19 protein-coding genes are annotated in these 17292 nt (G+C 64.8%); 8 read left to right on the top strand and 11 right to left on the bottom strand.

The genetic code is table 11. The annotated features are described in order from the left end of the window. Positions 1 to 58: 58 nt before the first annotated feature. Positions 59 to 1225 carry an adenylyltransferase/sulfurtransferase MoeZ gene (gene moeZ / locus K414_RS0114205; RefSeq protein WP_027496536.1) on the bottom strand — a complete coding sequence of 389 codons (1167 nt, stop codon included), beginning with the start codon at positions 1223 to 1225 and terminating at the stop codon, positions 59 to 61. A gap of 76 nt (positions 1226 to 1301) precedes the next feature. After that, positions 1302 to 2282, bottom strand: coding sequence for a DUF3152 domain-containing protein (locus K414_RS0114200; RefSeq protein WP_094622501.1), 981 nt, complete (start codon positions 2280 to 2282; stop codon positions 1302 to 1304). Between the two features lie 384 nt (positions 2283 to 2666). Between K414_RS0114200 and K414_RS0114195 the strand changes: the two genes are divergently transcribed. Then, the gene (locus K414_RS0114195; RefSeq protein WP_027496534.1) at positions 2667 to 3320 is read left to right on the top strand and encodes a TetR/AcrR family transcriptional regulator; all 654 of its coding nucleotides are present in this window, start codon (positions 2667 to 2669) and stop codon (positions 3318 to 3320) included. An 83-nt stretch (positions 3321 to 3403) separates the two neighbouring features. Here K414_RS0114195 and K414_RS0114190 read toward each other — a convergent pair whose 3' ends face one another. Both K414_RS0114190 and K414_RS0114185 read right to left on the bottom strand, forming a co-directional pair. Beyond that, positions 3404 to 3631: a DUF3107 domain-containing protein gene (locus K414_RS0114190; protein ID WP_027496533.1), complete on the bottom strand. Its 228-nt coding sequence runs from the start codon at positions 3629 to 3631 to the stop codon at positions 3404 to 3406. 138 nt (positions 3632 to 3769) lie between these two features. Beyond that, a complete protein-coding gene (locus tag K414_RS0114185; protein ID WP_027496532.1) occupies positions 3770 to 4504 on the bottom strand; it encodes a ferritin-like fold-containing protein in 735 nt (244 codons plus the stop codon). A gap of 413 nt (positions 4505 to 4917) precedes the next feature. On the opposite strand from K414_RS0114185, the gene K414_RS0114175 reads away from it, so the two are divergent. Then, positions 4918 to 6474 carry a DEAD/DEAH box helicase gene (locus K414_RS0114175; protein ID WP_230074291.1) on the top strand — a complete coding sequence of 519 codons (1557 nt, stop codon included), beginning with the start codon at positions 4918 to 4920 and terminating at the stop codon, positions 6472 to 6474. Between the two features lie 9 nt (positions 6475 to 6483). Then, complete coding sequence (locus tag K414_RS0114170; RefSeq protein WP_027496530.1) at positions 6484 to 7737, top strand: PQQ-binding-like beta-propeller repeat protein; 1254 nt, start codon at positions 6484 to 6486, stop codon at positions 7735 to 7737. Positions 7738 to 7760: 23 nt separating this feature from the next. Here K414_RS0114170 and K414_RS0114165 read toward each other — a convergent pair whose 3' ends face one another. Next, positions 7761 to 8555 (bottom strand): ParA family protein, encoded by a 795-nt coding sequence (locus tag K414_RS0114165; RefSeq protein WP_027496529.1) that lies wholly within the window; start codon positions 8553 to 8555, stop codon positions 7761 to 7763. A gap of 56 nt (positions 8556 to 8611) precedes the next feature. Continuing rightward, complete coding sequence (locus tag K414_RS0114160) at positions 8612 to 10078, bottom strand: DHA2 family efflux MFS transporter permease subunit (protein WP_027496528.1); 1467 nt, start codon at positions 10076 to 10078, stop codon at positions 8612 to 8614. Between the two features lie 196 nt (positions 10079 to 10274). Here K414_RS0114160 and K414_RS27015 point away from each other — a divergent pair, with 196 nt between their 5' ends. Further along, positions 10275 to 10934: an acid phosphatase gene (locus K414_RS27015; protein WP_152530430.1), complete on the top strand. Its 660-nt coding sequence runs from the start codon at positions 10275 to 10277 to the stop codon at positions 10932 to 10934. Beyond that, positions 10931 to 11407, top strand: a complete 477-nt coding sequence (locus tag K414_RS0114150) for a GNAT family N-acetyltransferase (RefSeq protein WP_027496527.1) — start codon at positions 10931 to 10933, stop codon at positions 11405 to 11407. Before K414_RS27015 ends, K414_RS0114150 begins: the two co-directional genes overlap by 4 nt. Here K414_RS0114150 and K414_RS0114145 read toward each other — a convergent pair. Beyond that, positions 11404 to 11835 (bottom strand): hypothetical protein, encoded by a 432-nt coding sequence (locus K414_RS0114145; protein ID WP_027496526.1) that lies wholly within the window; start codon positions 11833 to 11835, stop codon positions 11404 to 11406. The genes K414_RS0114150 and K414_RS0114145 overlap by 4 nt on opposite strands. 157 nt (positions 11836 to 11992) lie before the next feature. Here K414_RS0114145 and K414_RS0114140 point away from each other — a divergent pair, with 157 nt between their 5' ends. Further along, positions 11993 to 12946, top strand: a complete 954-nt coding sequence (locus tag K414_RS0114140) for a diacylglycerol kinase family protein (protein WP_027496525.1) — start codon at positions 11993 to 11995, stop codon at positions 12944 to 12946. A gap of 266 nt (positions 12947 to 13212) precedes the next feature. After that, positions 13213 to 13467: a WhiB family transcriptional regulator gene (locus K414_RS28570; protein ID WP_032366305.1), complete on the top strand. Its 255-nt coding sequence runs from the start codon at positions 13213 to 13215 to the stop codon at positions 13465 to 13467. Positions 13468 to 13619: 152 nt separating this feature from the next. On the opposite strand, the gene K414_RS0114135 is transcribed toward K414_RS28570, so the two are convergent. The 4 genes from K414_RS0114135 to K414_RS0114120 form a co-directional block, all read right to left on the bottom strand. Continuing rightward, on the bottom strand, positions 13620 to 15098 hold the full coding sequence (locus K414_RS0114135) for a PAS domain-containing sensor histidine kinase (RefSeq protein ID WP_027496524.1): 1479 nt from the start codon (positions 15096 to 15098) through the stop codon (positions 13620 to 13622). A gap of 21 nt (positions 15099 to 15119) precedes the next feature. Beyond that, positions 15120 to 15335: a biotin/lipoyl-binding carrier protein gene (locus tag K414_RS0114130; protein WP_027496523.1), complete on the bottom strand. Its 216-nt coding sequence runs from the start codon at positions 15333 to 15335 to the stop codon at positions 15120 to 15122. Between the two features lie 263 nt (positions 15336 to 15598). Continuing rightward, positions 15599 to 15886, bottom strand: coding sequence for a mycothiol system anti-sigma-R factor (rsrA, locus tag K414_RS0114125; protein WP_027496522.1), 288 nt, complete (start codon positions 15884 to 15886; stop codon positions 15599 to 15601). 44 nt (positions 15887 to 15930) lie between these two features. Beyond that, on the bottom strand, positions 15931 to 16707 hold the full coding sequence (locus tag K414_RS0114120; RefSeq protein WP_027496521.1) for a sigma-70 family RNA polymerase sigma factor: 777 nt from the start codon (positions 16705 to 16707) through the stop codon (positions 15931 to 15933). 91 nt (positions 16708 to 16798) lie between these two features. Between K414_RS0114120 and ybaK the strand changes: the two genes are divergently transcribed. After that, positions 16799 to 17290 carry a Cys-tRNA(Pro) deacylase gene (ybaK, locus tag K414_RS0114115; RefSeq protein ID WP_027496520.1) on the top strand — a complete coding sequence of 164 codons (492 nt, stop codon included), beginning with the start codon at positions 16799 to 16801 and terminating at the stop codon, positions 17288 to 17290. The last annotated feature ends 2 nt before the right edge of the window (positions 17291 to 17292 follow it).

The following is a 17292-nucleotide window of genomic DNA, read 5'->3' as shown; positions in this document are numbered from 1 at the left end:
GTACCGCCGATCGGGCAGAGCTCTGCGGACGACGCGCGCATGCGGCCCAGCCGCCACGTCAGTAGATGGGCAGGCCGGGCTCGATCTGCTTGGCCCACTCCACGATTCCGCCGTCGAGATGGGTTGCGTCGGTGAAACCGGCACCGACGAGAGCGTCGAGAACCTCCGCGGACCTGATGCCGGTTTTGCAGTACAGAACGATCGGTACCTGCTGTGGCAGTTCGGCCAACGCCGCCCCGGACAGAATTCGCCCGCGCGGTATCAGCCGAGCGCCCTCGATCCGCACGATGTCCCACTCCACCGGCTCACGCACGTCGATCAAGGCGACCTCGCGTCCGGAATCCAACATCGCCCGTAGCTGCTCGGGGCTGATCGAGGCGTCGTCGGATTCGACGGCCGGCACCACCCCGCAGAAGGCGTCGTAGTCGATCAGTTCCGTGATCGGGGTTCGGTGCGGATCACGGGCCAGTCCGACGGTTCGGTAGCTCATGGCCAACGCGTCGTAGATCATCAGCCGTCCCAGCAGCGTCTCGCCGATTCCGGTGATCAACTTGATGGCTTCGGTCACCATCACCGACCCGATCGAGGCGCAGAGCACGCCCAGGACGCCGCCCTCGGCGCAGGAGGGCACCATTCCCGGCGGCGGAGCCTCGGGGTACAGATCTCGATAGTTGATCCCGACGCCGCCCGGAGCTGCATCCCAGAACACCGAGACCTGCCCCTCGAACCGGTAGATCGAACCCCACACGTACGGGATACCGACCAGTGCGGCCGCGTCGTTGACGAGGTAGCGGGTGGCGAAGTTGTCGGTGCCGTCGAGAACGAGATCGTAATTGCCGAAGAGGTCGATCGCGTTGGACGAGTCGAGGCGGACCCTGTGCAGCACCACCGAGACGCCGTCGTTGAGTTCGAGGATCGAGTCCCGTGCGCTGTCGGCCTTCGGTCGTCCGACGTCGGACCGCCCATGGATGACTTGTCGCTGGAGGTTGGACAGCTCGACGTCGTCGAATTCCACGATGCCCAGAGTTCCGATGCCGGCGGCCGCGAGGTACAGCAGCGCAGGCGAACCCAGTCCGCCGGCTCCGACCACGAGCACGCGGGCGTTCCGCAACCGCTTCTGACCGTCCGTCCCGACGTCCGGAATGATCAGGTGACGGCTGTACCTGGCAACCTCCTCGGAGGTCAGTTCACCGGTGGCTTCGACCAGTGGCGGTAGGTGGACCACGCTCAGCGACACTCCTCGACTCGACGGGGCGACCGCACAATTGCGTTCGCCGCCTTCGAATCTAATCCGCGATCGCTCACCCGCGCGGATAGGGCCACGGGTTGAACCGGCAGGTCTTGCCGTCCATGGGCACGACGCCCTCGGGGTCGAGCCGCGCGATGTCGTCGTTGGCCGTTCCGAACGTCTGCTGCATCATCACCGGTGCCAGCCCGCCGTCGGTTTCGCACGGCTGATGCTGCTGGTAGCCGATGGCGTGCCCGACCTCGTGGTTGATCTGATATTGACGGTAGGAACCGATGTCTCCCTGGAAGGAGATCGCTCCGCGTACCCATCTGGGTTCGTTGAGCACGACCCGTTCGATGCCGGGGTTGTAGCAGGACACCTCGAGTTGGATGTCGTATCCACACGCCTGCCGAATGGACATCTGCGACGTCAGGGAGATCCGGAAATCCGGGTCACCCTGATCGATACGGCGGAACGCGAAACGTGGGTCGTTGGTCCAGCTCTTGGGGTTGGCCAACGTCTGATCCACCAGACGGCCGAACGACTCGTCGCCGCCGAAACCGACGGTGTCCACACCGTCCTCGACCTCGACGGTATAGGTGAACACCCGCTCGGTTCCCTGGCCGACCTGCTCGGTGCTTCCGGCGACGGTGTGCCAGGTGCCTGCCCCCTGCACCGCGAACGGTCCACCGTCGGGCAGCTCACCGGACGAGATCGTTTCCGCGAAGTTGCCGTCGGCCTGCGGCGGGACCCCGATGATTCCGGTTCCGGACGTATCGGAGCTCAGCGTGCCGAACCCTGGGTCCTGCGAGGTGCCCTGAGAGGCGGTGCCGACAACCGGGTCACCGGCCCGAACGGCATCGACGACCACGAGCGCGGTGACGGCGATCAGGATCGGTACCGCGTACGCCCGCCAGCCGTAGGTGGCGGCGAACTTTCCCAACTTGGTCTGTTTACGCACGTCACGCTCGGGGCGGCGACTGCGGTCCTTGACCTCGCGCTGCGTCGGGTCCCACTGCGCGCGCAAGGGCTGATGCGACCCACGACCACCCACGCCTCGTGGAAGATCGTCCGACCGCTCGTCGAACCCGCCGGACTGCACACCGCCGCGAATTCGCGGCTCGCCTCGGTCAGTCACTCGCTCACGATCTCACAATCCTGCTCGCTCGCCGCTCGGCACGCCGATACCGGGGACGGATCTATCGGGCTCTCGGTACGACAAACATCGTACAAACAAACCATCCGATGTGATTCGAGATCGCCCGTTTCCGACAAGGATCCCCCAGGATCCCAGCGGTGCCGACGGCCACGAGTATCGTTGCCCGTGATCTGCGCTACGAGCGGTCCGAACCGAAGGCCACCCGCCGGAAGTTCACGCCGGACCGCACGTTGTCGAACCAAGACGAGCGCAGCTGTCGACGCGATGGGAACATATTTGATGACAGATCTCGACGACCGGAGGTCCTCCGACCGTCCGGCCACCACCGGCAACCGCCGCAGCGCCAGGCTGCCGCGTGATGCCCGTCGGGCGCAACTGCTGGCTGCTGCGAGCGAAATCTTCGTGACCCGCGGCTATCACGCGTCGGGAATGGACGAGATCGCCGAATGCGCCGGAGTCAGCAAACCGGTTCTCTACCAGCACTTCCCCGGCAAACTCGAGCTGTACCTGGCGGTACTGCAGAGCTACGTCGACACCCTCATCGCCGGGGTTCGTCAGGCTCTGCGTTCGACGACCGACAACAAGCAACGCGTCCGCGCTGCGGTTCTGGCGTTCTACGATTTCGTCGACACCGACACCCAGGGTTTCCGCCTGGTCTTCGAGTCGGATCTGATGGGTGACCCTCAGGTCAACGCCCGCGTGGAGCAGGCGACCGAAGCATGCGTCGACGCCGTCTTCGACCTGGTCGCCCACGATTCCGGACTCGATCCGTACCGAGCACGAGTGCTGGCCGTCGGCCTCGTCGGTGCCAGCCAGTTCACCGCACGCTACTGGCTCGAAGCAGATCGGCCGATCTCCAAGGAAGACGCCGTCGACACCACGGTTTCACTGGCCTGGGGCGGCCTGTCGCACGTTCCGCTGCAGTCTCCGTAACCAGCCGGTCGGGCATCCCGCCCACATACGCCACACGCCCCTCGTTCGAGAAGAACGAGGGGCGTGTGGTGTTACCGGCCGTCTCAGGTCGTTGCGAACCCGACCTTGCGAGGATCGGACGGGCCGATCTCGACGTACGACACCTTGGCGGTCTGGATCAAGAACTTGCGTCCCTTCTCGTCCTCCAACGACAGCACTCCGTCCTTACCTGCGAAGGCGGTCGATACGAGCGCTTCGACCTCGGCCGGGGACTGCGCACTGTTCACGACGAGCTCACGGGAACTCTCCGACACACCGATCTTGACCTCCACGGTCAACCTCCGAACTCTCGACAACTGACGCTGTTCTCGCCAGGCTAGTGCAGCCCGCGTGCCGCAGCCGCTTCCAGGCCTGTGCTGTCAGCGAACAACGGGCGGGGACCCGCCCCGCCCGGTGCCCGATCGAGCCGATCAGTCCAACCCGAGCGAGGACATCCGTTCGGCATGCTGCTCCTGCATGCGATCGAACAGAGCGACGACCCCGTTGAGGTCGCCCGACGCGGTGATGACGAGATCGGTCAGCGACTCGCGCTGCGCGAGCACGAACTGGGCCTGCGTGATCGCCTCGCCGAGCAGTCGACGCCCCCACAACATCAGGCGTGCCTTGTCCTGGGAGCTCGCCCGGACCCGTTCGGACACCTCGTGGACGACGAACTCCGAATGCCCGGTCTCGGCCAACACGTCGCGGACGATCTCCGCGACGTCGGGGGCGAGGCTGTGCGCGATCTGCCGGTAGAAATCAGCGGCGATTCCGTCACCCACGTATGCCTTGACCAACGACTCCAACCAGGTCGACGGCGTGGTGGAGGCGTGGTACTCGTCCAGAGCCCGCACGAACGGATCCATCGACGAATACACGTCGAGGCCACGGTTGGACAAAGCCTGTTCCAACGTCTCGAAGTGACTCATCTCGGCGGCGGCCATACTCGCCAGCGCCACCCGGCCTTCCATGGACGGAGCCATTCGAGCGTCCTCCGCCAACCGGTAGAACGCAGAGATCTCGCCGTAGGCGAGCACGGCGAACAAGTCGGGAACGCCCGGGTGATCATGTGCGATCGAGGGCTCCCCTCTGTCCGCATCGCTCGACCCGACGAGGGCGGTGGATGTAACTGCGGGCGACGACGACTCCGACGAATGGGCTCCCATTCCACGAATCGTAGACCCGTGTCCGACGCCCCGTCGCGGGGCGCGTCACACCTGCCGCGACCCGTCGACCGTGGAGAATCGGGCCGGGCAAGCTACCATGGTGTCGATCGTTGCTCGCGGACCTGTCACACGGACCGAAAGCCGATGCGGCGATCATCGATAATGTGTGCGCACCTGATCCGGGTCGCCTCGAGAGCTTCGCCGCAGCGAACGTCACAGTTCGCGGCCGCGCTGAGGCTGACGGCGACATCACATCGGATTGAGGGCATCGACTTCGGCCGGCAATAGGCCTGTGCCCTTCCTTGTGCGTACGTTCGACCACGAGGAAGGCCAGTCCCCTGAGCAAGATAGTCGTAGACCAAGAATCCGAGACCGGCGACACGACCCTGTCGGCCCAACTGGACGACACGCATGTGCCACCGACGTTCGCCGAGTTGAACGTCGACGCCGACATCGTTCGTGCACTCGCCGACATGGGTATCGAGCGCACCTTCGCCATTCAGGAGCTCACTCTTCCGCTGGCGATCGCGGGAGACGACCTCATCGGGCAGGCCAGGACCGGAATGGGCAAGACCTTCGGTTTCGGTGTGCCTCTTCTGCATCGTCTCGCCACGGAGAATTCCGGAACGACCCCGCTCGACGGCACGCCACGCGCGCTGATCATCGTGCCGACCCGTGAGCTGTGTGTTCAGGTCAGCTCCGACCTCGAGAATGCATCGAAGTACCTCAGCGGCGCGAACGGCCCGGTGAAGGTTCTTTCCATCTACGGCGGCCGCCCGTACGAAGCTCAGATCAGCGCGCTCCAGAACGGCGTCGACGTCGTCGTCGGCACTCCCGGCCGTCTACTCGACCTCGCCAAGCAGAACCACCTGATCCTCGGCAAGGTCGGCGTCCTGGTTCTCGACGAGGCCGACGAGATGCTCGACCTCGGGTTCCTTCCCGACATCGAACGCATCCTGGGCATGGTCCCCGACAAGCGTCAGACGATGCTGTTCTCCGCGACGATGCCCGGCCCGATCATCACGCTGGCCCGCACGTTCCTGACGCAGCCGACGCACATCCGGGCCGAAGAGGCTGAGTCCTCCGCCGTGCACGATCGCACCGCCCAGCACGTCTACCGGGCGCACGCACTCGACAAGGTCGAGATGGTCGCCAAGGTGCTCAAGGCGGAAGGCCGCGGCGCGACGATGGTGTTCACCCGCACCAAGCGCACCGCGCAGAAAGTCTCCGACGAGCTCGCCGAGCGTGGCTACTCGGTCGGCGCGGTCCACGGAGATCTCGGGCAGGTCCAACGCGAGAAGGCTCTCAAGGCGTTCCGCACCGGCAAGATCGACGTGCTGATCGCCACCGACGTCGCGGCCCGAGGTATCGACATCGACGACGTCACCCACGTCATCAACTACCAGTGCCCCGAGGACGAGAAGACCTACGTCCACCGCATCGGCCGTACCGGCCGTGCAGGGCGCACCGGTATCGCCGTCACCCTCGTCGACTGGGACGATATCCCGCGCTGGCAGCTGATCGACAAGGCCCTGAATCTGGGTATGCCGGATCCGGTCGAGACCTACTCGAGCTCGCCGCATCTGTTCGCCGAGCTCGATATCCCCACCGATGCGACCGGCACCGTACGCAAGGCGGCACCCGCGCGAGCCGCAGAGCAGGCCGCTGACAAGGCCCCCGACACCGAGTCCGCAGCACCGTCGGCAGAGGCGTCCGCACCGAGCAAGCCGCGCCGCTCACGCAGCCGCCGTCGCACCCGCGCGGGACAGGACGGGGACCAGGCCTCGACCTCGACCGACTCGGCCAACGCCTCTGCATCGACCGCGAACCCTGTTGCAGCACAGTCGGATTCGACCGATTCGTCGACACCGGAAGCGTCGACCAAGACCGCTCCTCGTCGCCGACGCCGTCGCCGCACGAGCGGATCGTCCGCCGAGACCGGACCGTCGACGGCGAGCGCGTCGGAGTAGTCTCCAGCCGTGCTGGCTCCAGAACGTAGGTCGAGAACCGATCTCGTCGTCGCGGCAGTCATCGCGGTGACGGTGGTCGTGGCCGCGAGCGTCGCTTGGCTCACGGGTGACGCTCGGGGCACCACCTCTGTCACGGCCGACAATCCTCTTGCGCCGTCCGAGGCGGCCGCCTCCGTGCCCGCCGCCCTGTCCGAGTTGTGGCGGGCACCGAGTTCGGCGACGGATTCGACGCATACGCCGGTTCCGGTCGTGACCGGTTCGACAGTCGTGACCGGCGATGGCGGTTCGGTGGTCGGCCACGACCCCCGTTCCGGCGACCCGGCGTGGTCGTACTCGCGAGACCTACCCCTGTGCTCGGTGATCGCCTCCTGGAACACTGCCGTCTCGGTCTACCGCGACGACCGCGGTTGCTCGCAGGTGACCACGCTCGACGGATCGACCGGCGTCCGCACAGCACAGCGCACGTCCGACGCAGACGACTCGGTGTACCTCTCGTCCGACGGCACCTACGTGACCTCGCGAGGTGACACTCGGATGGAACTGTGGCGCTCGGACATGGTGCGCACACTCGAATACGGGCGCGTCGATGCTCCGGTCAACCCGGGTACTCAGCCGAGAACCGGATGCACGCTCCTGTCCACCACGTCGTCCAATTCGCGGACGGCGGTACTCGAACAGTGCCCGGGTGAGCCGGCCGCACGACTGTCTCTGCTCAACCCTGCCCCCAAGGATGCGAGCGAACCCGAGGAGTACGGATCCTCGGTGGTCCCGGATCTCGTCACCTCGGAGCAGGAGCCGACATCCGGACGCGTCCTGGCTCTGACGGGAAGCCTTGTCGCGCTGTATGTTCCGTCCGCAAACGGTGCCCCTGCGCGCATCGCGCTCTACGACGACACCGCCACGGCCGTCTCCGAGTTCGCTCTCCCCGCGGGCCTCGGCCCAACATCCGCACCGCCCGCCTCGCCGGCAGCGAAACAGGGTTCGGTGTTCACCTGGTTCACCGGCTCCGGAGTGCAGGCACTGAACTCCACCGACCTGACTCCGGCGTGGTCCATGCCCGGGGCCCTCGGCAGCGGTGCCGTCATGGCCGGCAGGCTACTGGTTCCCGTGCCCGACGCGATCGCGGTGGTCGAGCTCGCCACCGGCACGGTGATTGCCGAGATTCCGATCGATCGCGGCGACTACGACGGACCGGTGCAGACCTCCGTGATCGGCGATGTCGTCGTCGAGCAGCGCGGTTCCGACCTGGTCGCGCTGGGTTGATCGAGGACGGCCGATCGGAGGAGCTACTCCGCAGGGTCGTACGTCTTCAGTTCTGCTGTGCCCTCCCAGTGGGCCAACAAGTTCTCGGCCAGCTCGCGATACGCCTGCGCGCCCTTGTTCTTTCGCCCCGACAGCACCGTTGCGCCGGATGCACTCGCCTCCGCGAAACGCACCGTCCTGGGGATCGGCGGAGCGAGGACCGGCAGCGAGTACCGATCGGAAACATCGCCGAGCACGTCTCGGCTGTGGGTGGTACGGGCATCGAACAGGGTGGGCAGTGCACCCAGCAGTGCGAGGTCGGGGTTGGTGATCTGCTGCACCTCGGACACCGTCCGCAGTAGTTGTCCGACGCCGCGGTGAGCGAGCGTCTCACACTGGAGCGGGACCAGAACCGATTGCGCTGCAGTGAGACCGTTCAGCGTGAGAACACCGAGCGAGGGTGGGCAATCGATGACGACCACGTCGAAATCCTGCAGAATCGGTGCCAGAGCACGCTTGAGTGCGAACTCGCGACCGGCGCGCATGAGCAGCAGCGCCTCCGCACCCGCGAGGTCGATCGTGGCGGGCAACAGCACGATCCCCTCCGCCGTCTCGATCAGCACGTCCTCGACCTGTGCGTCCCCGGTCAATACCTCGTGCACCGACGAGTCGAGCTTGTCCGGGTTGTGACCGAGCGAGAACGTCAGGCATCCCTGCGGGTCGAGATCGACCACCAGAACGCGTCGGTCGAGTGCGTGCAGCGCGGCTGCCAGCGAGGCGACCGTAGTGGTCTTGGCCACGCCGCCTTTCTGATTCGCTACCGCAAGAATTGTCGTCACGCCCTGATCCTTGCCTAGATTCGCCGCTCGAGCGAGGTTTGTCGGTTCCGGGCGCGTCAGTGCATCACGATCGGCGGCGCGGATTCCTGAGAAACGTGCTTGGTTCGGGGCAGGAAGAACGCGGGCACGAACGTGATGACGATGAGCACCAACGCGACCATGAAGGTGGTCCCGAACGCGCGCGCCGAGATGTCGAATGCTTCGAGCTGGCTCGAGGCCGTCAGCGCCGGCTTCTGCTGCGCGGTCAACACCACCGACATCAACGCGGTTCCGATCGATCCGGCGGCCTGCTGGACGATGTTCATCAATGTCGAACCGCGAGCGACTGTTTCGTTCGTCAACGTCTGCAGCGCAGCAGTCATGATGGGCATCATCGTCGAGCCGAGCCCCAGCCCCATGACGAACAAGGCTCCGATCAACAACGTGTACGACGTGCTGGTGCCGACCTGGGTGAACACCGCCATGCCTGCGGTGATCAGGACCATGCCCATCAGCACGATTCGTCCTGGACCGGTCTTGTCCGCGATCACTCCGGCGATCGGCATGGCTATCATCGCGCCGATACCCTGCGGTGCGAGAAGCAGCCCGGCCGTCAGTGTGGACTCGCCGCGGAGCAGGAAGTAGCTGGGAAACAGCAACCCTGCGCCCATGAACGCGACCATGAAGAAGGTGGTCGTGATGACCGCGACGGTGAGTGAGCGGTTCCGGAAGAGCCTCAGGTCGATCAACGGATGCTCGACGCGCAGAGCGTGGAAGACGAACAACACGATCAGCACCAGGCCCACGATGACCGGAACCAGCACCTTGACGGCCAGTACGGTCTCGGTTTCGACGACCGACGACGCACCGTAGAGAAACAGGGCCAGACCGGGCGAGAGCATCAGCATCCCGCGGAAGTCGAACGATTCCGACGGGGTCGGATTGTCTCGCGGAAAGATCACGATTGCGGCGATCAGCGCGAGAATGCCGATCGGCAAGTTGATGAGGAAGATCCAGTGCCAGCTCGCGGCCTCGATCAGCCAACCGCCGAGGATGGGGCCCGCGATGGGCCCGATCAGCATCGGCACACCGAGCACGGCCATCACGCGGCCGATCCGTTCGGGGCCGGCGGCACGCGTCATGATCGTCATGCCCAGGGGCATCAACATGCCTCCGCCGAGGCCCTGCAGTACGCGGAACACGATCAACGACGTGATGTCCCAGGCGAAACTGCACAGCACCGAACCGAGTACGAACAGCACCAGTGCCGTGATGTAGAGACGCTTGGTGCCGAAACGGTCCGCAGCCCAGCCCGTCAACGGGATGACGGTGGCCAAGGCGAGGGTGTAACCGGTCATCGTCCAGGCCGCGTTGGCATACGTGGTCTCAAACACGTCGGTGAACGTCCTCAAGGCCACGCTGACGACGGTGACGTCGAGAATCGACATGATCGCGCCGAGAACGACGACACCGGCGATCTTCAGCAACGCTCCGTCGAGCTTCTCCGGGGCACCGGAGGGCGCGGGCTTCTGCAAGTCGGTCATTGTTCTCCAGATCGATGAGAGGAGCTACGAGGTCAATGCAGTGAGCACACTGACGGACAGGACTGCGTTGCCTGCGACGGTGAAGATCCAGAAGAGAATAACCGTCCGGTAGGTCTGGACTCAATCGCGTTTTCGGACACATCCACCGGTTCGGTATGACGAAGCCCACACCCGACCGGCAGGCATGATCGAGTGCATGACCAACCACGGAGCCGTCGAGGCCGGCCGAGTCGTTCTACTCCGTCACGGGGAAACCGAATGGGCCCTCGCGGGTAAGCACACCGGAAACACCGATGTTCCACTCACCGCCCACGGTGAGCAGCAGGCAGTCGAGGCCGGCTCACTGCTGACTCTGCTGAATCTGCGCGACCCGGTGGTCATCAGCAGCCCGCGCGAACGGGCCCGTCGAACAGCCGATCTCGCGGGGCTCGAGGTCGATCGAACATGGGATGCGCTGTCGGAATGGGACTACGGCGACTACGAGGGCATCACGTCGTCGGAGATCCACGAGACAGTGCCGCACTGGACCGTCTGGACGCACCCGTGCCCGGGCGGAGAGTCGATCGGTGACATCGCTGTTCGCGTCGAACTGGTGTTGTCCGTTGTTCTTCCACTGCTCGAAGGCCGGGACGTGGTGCTGGTGGGACACGGCCACTTCTCGAGAGCACTGATCGCCGGCTGGACGGAAGCGTCCATCACCGAAGGGAAGCGCTTCGCATTGTCCCCGGCCGCCTACTCACTGCTCGGTTTCGAGCACTCCTTTCGACAGCTCATCGCCCACAATGTTCACCCCTCGATTCTCTCTGCAGCCACCGATCGCTCGATCGGCACCGACCTGACCGGAGGTCCACGATGATCCGACGCGCCACCGAAGACGATGTATCCGCCATCTGCGGGTTGGTCCACGAACTGGCGGAGTACGAGAAGGCGTCCTCGTTGTGCACGGTCCGAGACGACCACCTTCGGTCGGCTTTGTTCGGTGAGAATCCGACGGTATTCGCGCACGTCGCCGAGCACGACGGCGTGGTGGTGGGGTGCGCTCTGTGGTTCTTGAACTTCTCCACCTGGGACGGGGTCAACGGAATCTATCTGGAGGACCTCTACGTGCAGCCGGACGCACGCGGCCATGGGTTCGGAACCGCACTGCTGGCAGCGTTGGCGGCCGAGTGCGAAACCAACGGCTACACGCGACTGACCTGGTCGGTGTTGGACTGGAACACTCCGTCTATCGGGTTCTACCGAGCGTTGGGCGCGCAGGCTCAGGACGAGTGGACCACATTCCGATTGACCGACGGTGCCCTGAGGGACCTGGCCGCGAAAGCGTCCTAGAGACGCGGTTCGTCGTCGACGTCGCTGTACTCGGCCGCCATCCACTGCGACGAGGGTGGACTGAACAGCAGCACCAGCACCGCAACCACGACGATTCCCAGAACGATGCCGTAGACGGTCTGATGTGAACCGGTGAGCAGCGACCACACGACGGGAAGCAGCAGTAGCTGTACGACGGTTGCCAGTGCCCTCCCCCACCGTTTGCCGAGAATCAGGGCAACGCCTGCAGCCCCGACGCCGAGGCCCAGCACGCCGAACCACCCGGCCGTGCCGTACCCGTTCGCGACAGCGTTGTCGCCCTCTCCGGAGACCGCGCGCACGACGAGAACGAAGGCCGCGACCAGCGAGACGGCACCTTGTGCTGCGACGAGGACCCCGGCGGATCGAAAAGTGGCCGGTGGGGTGAGGTTCTCGGGTTGGGTGGACACGGGACCAGCCTAGGCAACCGGGAGTGGAGCCTGCGGAACGACCCGGGTGGTGCCGGTGGAGCCTGCGGAACGACCCAGGGGGCGGAAGTGGAGCCTGCGGAACGAGCCAGGTGGTGCCGGTGGAGTCCGCCGAGCCACCCGGTTAGTGTTTGTTCCTGTGCGTGCGCTGCTGATCGTCAATCCCAATGCGACTTCGACGACGGCTGCAGCTCGGGATCTGTTGGCTCATGCATTGTCGAGTCGGTTGCGGGTGACGGTGGCGCAGACGACGCATCGTGATCATGCGTCGGAGTTGGCTCGGGGTGCCCGTGAGGACGGGGTCGGCCTGGTGATCGTTCACGGGGGTGACGGCACGGTGAACGAGGTCATCAACGGTCTGCTCGGGGTTCCGTTGCCGACGTCGATGCAGGCGGTGACGATCGGCGCGATTCCGCCTATTGCGGTCGTTCCCGGTGGTAGTGCGAATGTGTTCGCCCGCTCTCTCGGAATCGAGGCGGATCCGGTAGCGGCCACGAATCAGTTGATCGGTCTGCTGGACGCGCGGGCGCGGCGGACAGTCGGTCTGGGGCATTGCGACAACCGGTGGTTCACGTTCAATGCCGGGATGGGTTTGGACGCGGAGGTGTGTCGGGCCATCGATGCGAGCCGGAAGGACGGTACGCCGGTGTCGGCGACGCGTTATCTCCGGTTCTCGGTGCAGGAGTTTTTCAAGCACAAGCGTCGTCCGGCGCAGCTGACGGTGGAGGTTCCCGGGCGAGATCCGTTCGAGAACGTGCACTATGCGTTCGTGTCGAACTCGAGTCCGTGGACCTTCTTGAACGATCGTCCGGTCCATACCAATCCCGGGACCGCTTTCGATTCGGGTCTCGGTGTGTTCGCGATGCGCTCGACGGCACTGTTCCCCACGCTGCGGGTGTCGCGTCAGCTGTTGGCCAAAGGTGCAGAACCGAAGTCTCGCAAGTTGATTCGAGTCGACGACGTCCCGAGTGTTCGAATCACGTCTGCAGAACCGATGGGGCTGCAGATGGACGGGGACTATCTGGGTGAACGCACCGAGGCGGAGTTCTTCTCGACTCCCGACGCATTGGATGTTGTCGCGCCCGTCACGTGAGACCCACTGTGACCTGCACGCGAAGATGCTCGATGGGCAATTTCCTGCGAAATCACGAGCAATATCTGCCGAGTCGGGGTACAAAGGAGCACAGAAGGCTAAAGCGAGCCTAACAGAGTGAGCTTGACCACGGTCACGCGCGTATCCCTTGACTTCACCTGAGTTCGTGAAAGCATTCACAAGCAACAGTGCGGAAACATTGGTTACCCACTCGTGAAACAGAAGAGAAACGAAACGGCGCTTCGGCGCCCGGTAAGGAGCAGAGGATGGACTGGCGCCACAAGGCAATTTGTCGCGATGAAGATCCGGAACTATTTTTCCCGGTGGGAAACAGTGGTCCGGCGCTCGCGCAGATCGCCGATGCCAAAGTCGTCTGTACTCGGTGCCCCGTCACCGCAGAATGCCTATCCTGGGCACTCGAATCCGGCCAGGACGCAGGAGTATGGGGCGCAATGAGCGAAGACGAGCGCCGTGCACTCAAGCGACGCAACGCACGTACGCGCGCACGTAGCTCCGTCTAGGACGCAGACACACAACACTCGGTAGGCCCGGTATCCGCTCAGCGGATACCGGGCCTTCTGCATGTCGGACTGCATAGCGGGCGCTTCCACGGATCGGGCGTTCTCACGTCACAGTGCGGCCGGTTCGTAACGCACTGTTCACGAGCGGCCCGTCAGGCTCGCGGCACCCGACGGCCCAGTGGCACTCGCAGCATCGCGTCGGTGCCACCTCCAGGAGCCGGATGCAGGCCCAGAGAACCGTTCAGTTCGACCGACACCAGAGTGCGTACGATCTGCAGCCCCAGTCCGTCCGAACGCTCCAACGAGAACCCTGCGGGCAACCCGCGGCCGTCGTCGTGGATGACGACGTCGAGCCATTTCGACGAGCGATCGGCACCGATGCGCACCACGCCGACCGATCCGGCGTCGAACCCGTGCTCCATCGCGTTCTGCACCAGCTCGGCCAACACCATCACCAGCGGCGTCGCCCGCTCGGCGGAGAAGACACCGAGTTGGCCGTCTCGGACCACCCGCACCCGAGGGTTGACGGTGGCGATGTCGAGCATGATCGGCACCAACCGGTCGACTATCTCGTCGAGATCCACTTCTTCGTCGACCGACATCGACAGCATCTCGTGCACCAGCGCGATGGACGTCACGCGGCGAACGGATTCGGACAACGCGGTACGCGCTTCCTCGTTCTCGAGCCGCCGCGACTGCAGCCTCAGCAGAGCCGCCACGGTCTGCAGATTGTTCTTCACCCGATGGTGGATTTCGCGAATCGTCGCGTCCTTGCTGAGCAGCGCACGGTCGCGGCGCTTCACCTCGGTGACGTCTCGGACGAGTACGGCTGCGCCCGCGGATCGACCGTGCGGCTGCAGTGCCAACGTGCGCACCAGAACCGTCGCGCCGCGGGCGTCCACTTCCATTCGGTGCCCGACGTTGCCGGACAGTGACGACCGGATATGGTCGGCCACTTCTTGCGAATCGAACGGGTCGGTCACCAGAGACCGCGTCACCGACGCGAGGTCGCGGCCCGACAGTTCCGTCGTCAAACCCATCCGGTGGTACGCCGACAGCGCATTGGGGCTCGCGTAATCCACCCGTCCCTCGGTATCGATGCGGATGAAGCCGTCGCCGGCCCGCGGCGACGAGTTGACGTCGGTTCGCTCTTCCGGCGTCGGAAACGTTCCCTCGCTGATCATCAGGCAGAGATCGTCCGCACATTCCCGATACGCGACCTCGAGCGCACTCGGCGGACGAAGCTGGGCTGGATTGGTGTCGCGGGTCAGCACGGCGATGACGTGCTCTCCACATCGCACGGGAATGCTCTCGCTGCGGGTCAGAACACCACCCTGCACGATCTTTCGCTGTTGCAACGCGACGAGCACTTCGGGGTGCTCGGACTCGGAGATGGTCGTCCCCACGATGTCGTGGGTGAACACCGTCGGCGCGGTGGTGGGTCTGCACTGGGCGACACACAGCACGTCCGCCGACCCGTCCGAGACATCGTCGGTACCGACCCAGAGCAATACGTCCGCGAACGACAGGTCGGCCAGGAGCTGCCACTCCCCTACGACGCGCTGCAGATGGTCCACCGCGGCACCGGGCAGATCGGTGTGTTCGGCCAGCAGGTCACTGAGGGTCGACACGGGTTCTCACGCAGCCGTCGGTCAGGACACCACAGCGATGAGATCGCCCTGTTGAATGACATCCCCCACTGCGACGTCCACGGACGTGACGGTGCCTGCGGTCTCGGCGAGCACGGGAATCTCCATCTTCATCGACTCCAGCACGACCAACGTGTCACCGACCTCGACGGCATCACCGCGGGCCACGACCACCTGAAACACCGTCGACACCATCTCCGCACGAACATCCTCGGACACCGGCGAACCCCTCTCTCACGACACCTCGAACCGCGGCGGGCACACACCGGAGACCATGCCCGTCACAGTAAGCCAATCACACGTGGGAGACTGTAGTGAACAAACGAGAGGAGCCCATCATGGGAAAGCGTGGACGTAAGAAGCGTGCTCGTAAGGGCAACAAGGCCAACCACGGCAAACGTCCCAACAGCTGACGTTCTGCCACCAGCCACGAAGGGCCGAGAAGCACTGCTTCTCGGCCCTTCGTCGTCGGTACGATCAGGTTATTCGGAGTCGACGCTACGGGTCAGCACCGTGCGTCGGATTTCCACGCTGAGTCGTTCGCGAAGCCCGGCGGGCGCTTGATCTCCGCCGCATTTACGGGAGATCAGCCGCTTGACCTTCTCCTCGATGCCGTACGCCTCGAAGCACGATCCGCACTCGTCGATGTGCTTCTGCAACCGTTGCCTGCTGGCCTCGTCGCACTCGTTGTCCAACATGATCCATACGTCCGCGATCACGGCCGAGCAATCCAGTCGCTCGAATTCGGCGTCGGCTCCGCCGTCGCCCACAGAACCGCCGCCGATGATGTCATCGCCGGAATCACCGGTGCGCGTCACTGGACTACCTCCTGCTCGTGCCGGTCGACTGCGCCGTCCCGGTTGAATCCACGGTCGCGGGCCACACCCGCCAGCAAACCTCGAAGTTGCTTACGCCCACGATGCAAGCGCGACATCACCGTTCCGATGGGCGTTCCCATGATCTCCGCGATTTCCTTGTACGGGAAACCCTCGACGTCGGCGTAGTACACCGCCATCCGGAATTCCTCGGGCAACGACTGCAGAGCGGCCTTGATGTCGTCGTCCGGCAGTGCGTCCAGCGCTTCGACCTCGGCCGAGCGCAGTCCGGTGGACGTGTGTTCGGCGGTCGCGGCGAGCTGCCAGTCACTGATCTCGTCGGTCGGGTACTGCGCCGGCTGACGCTGCTTCTTGCGATAGGAGTTGATGTAGGTGTTGGTCAGGATTCGGTAGAGCCACGCCTTGAGGTTCGTGCCCTCACGGAACGACCGGAACGCCGAGTAGGCCTTCACGAACGTCTCCTGCACCAGGTCCTCGGCATCTGCGGGGTTGCGCGTCATCCGCAGCGCGGCACCGTACAGCTGGTCGAGCATCGGCAACGCGTCACGCTCGAAGCGTTCGGTCAGCTGGGCCTCGGTCTCGGCTGCCCGCTGCTCGGCGATCGCCTTCTCGTCCGCTTCGGTGGGAGTCCTGGCTTCTGTCACGCTGATCCCTTCGGTAGCTTCCACCACCCAGGCTACCGCGCCCGAAGTTGGCTTCTGCGACGAGATCACCCCCTTGATCGCCAAGGGACGTCCCGCGGTCAGCACTGCCATTCGTCATTCCTTCCGCCTGCATCCGTATCTGCCCTGTCACAACACTGCCGCGCGCCGCGGTGTTCCCGCCGCAGTCGATAGAGTCCGAGGAATGGCTGCGTCGACTCCCGCTCTTGCGCTGCTCACCGCACGGAAGGTGGCGCATACCGTGCACACCTACGAGCACGATTCGCGCACGCAGTCGTTCGGCAGCGAGGCCGCCGAGATTCTGGGCGAGCGCCTCGGCGTGCGCCCGGAGCAGGTGTTCAAGACCCTGGTCGTCGAACGCGCAGATCGTTCGCTGGCCGTCGCGATGGTCCCCGTCACCGGATTGCTCTCGTTGAAAGCGGCAGCAGCCGCTCTGAACACGCGGAAGGTCGCGATGGCCGACAGAGCTGCCGCCGAACGGTCGTCGGGCTACGTGTTCGGTGGAATTTCTCCGCTCGGCCAACGTAGATCCCTGCCGACCGTCATCGACGACTCGGCTCTCGAGGTCGACCGTGTGCTGTGCAGCGGGGGTCGCCGTGGCCTGGAGATCGAACTCGCTCCAGCCGATCTCATTCGCCTCACGCGCGCCGTCACCGCGCCCATCGCCGCACACTGACC

The sequence above is a fragment of the Rhodococcus sp. JG-3 genome (assembly GCF_000482405.1).
GTDB lineage: Bacteria > Actinomycetota > Actinomycetes > Mycobacteriales > Mycobacteriaceae > Rhodococcoides > Rhodococcoides fascians.
Note: the sequence above shows the minus strand (reverse complement) of the source record. Positions and strands in the feature narration are given on the sequence as shown.

What these genes read in the sequence shown, in the direction of transcription:
- K414_RS0114195 (WP_027496534.1), top strand. Translation starts at nt 2,667, where the DNA reads ATGACAGATCTCGACGACCGGAGGTCCTCCGACCGTCCGGCCACCACC.
- K414_RS0114185 (WP_027496532.1), bottom strand. Translation starts at nt 4,504, where the DNA reads ATGGGAGCCCATTCGTCGGAGTCGTCGTCGCCCGCAGTTACATCCACC.
- K414_RS0114160 (WP_027496528.1), bottom strand. Translation starts at nt 10,078, where the DNA reads ATGACCGACTTGCAGAAGCCCGCGCCCTCCGGTGCCCCGGAGAAGCTC.
- K414_RS27015 (WP_152530430.1), top strand. Translation starts at nt 10,275, where the DNA reads ATGACCAACCACGGAGCCGTCGAGGCCGGCCGAGTCGTTCTACTCCGT.
- K414_RS0114150 (WP_027496527.1), top strand. Translation starts at nt 10,931, where the DNA reads ATGATCCGACGCGCCACCGAAGACGATGTATCCGCCATCTGCGGGTTG.
- K414_RS28570 (WP_032366305.1), top strand. Translation starts at nt 13,213, where the DNA reads ATGGACTGGCGCCACAAGGCAATTTGTCGCGATGAAGATCCGGAACTA.
- K414_RS0114120 (WP_027496521.1), bottom strand. Translation starts at nt 16,707, where the DNA reads ATGGCAGTGCTGACCGCGGGACGTCCCTTGGCGATCAAGGGGGTGATC.
- ybaK (WP_027496520.1), top strand. Translation starts at nt 16,799, where the DNA reads ATGGCTGCGTCGACTCCCGCTCTTGCGCTGCTCACCGCACGGAAGGTG.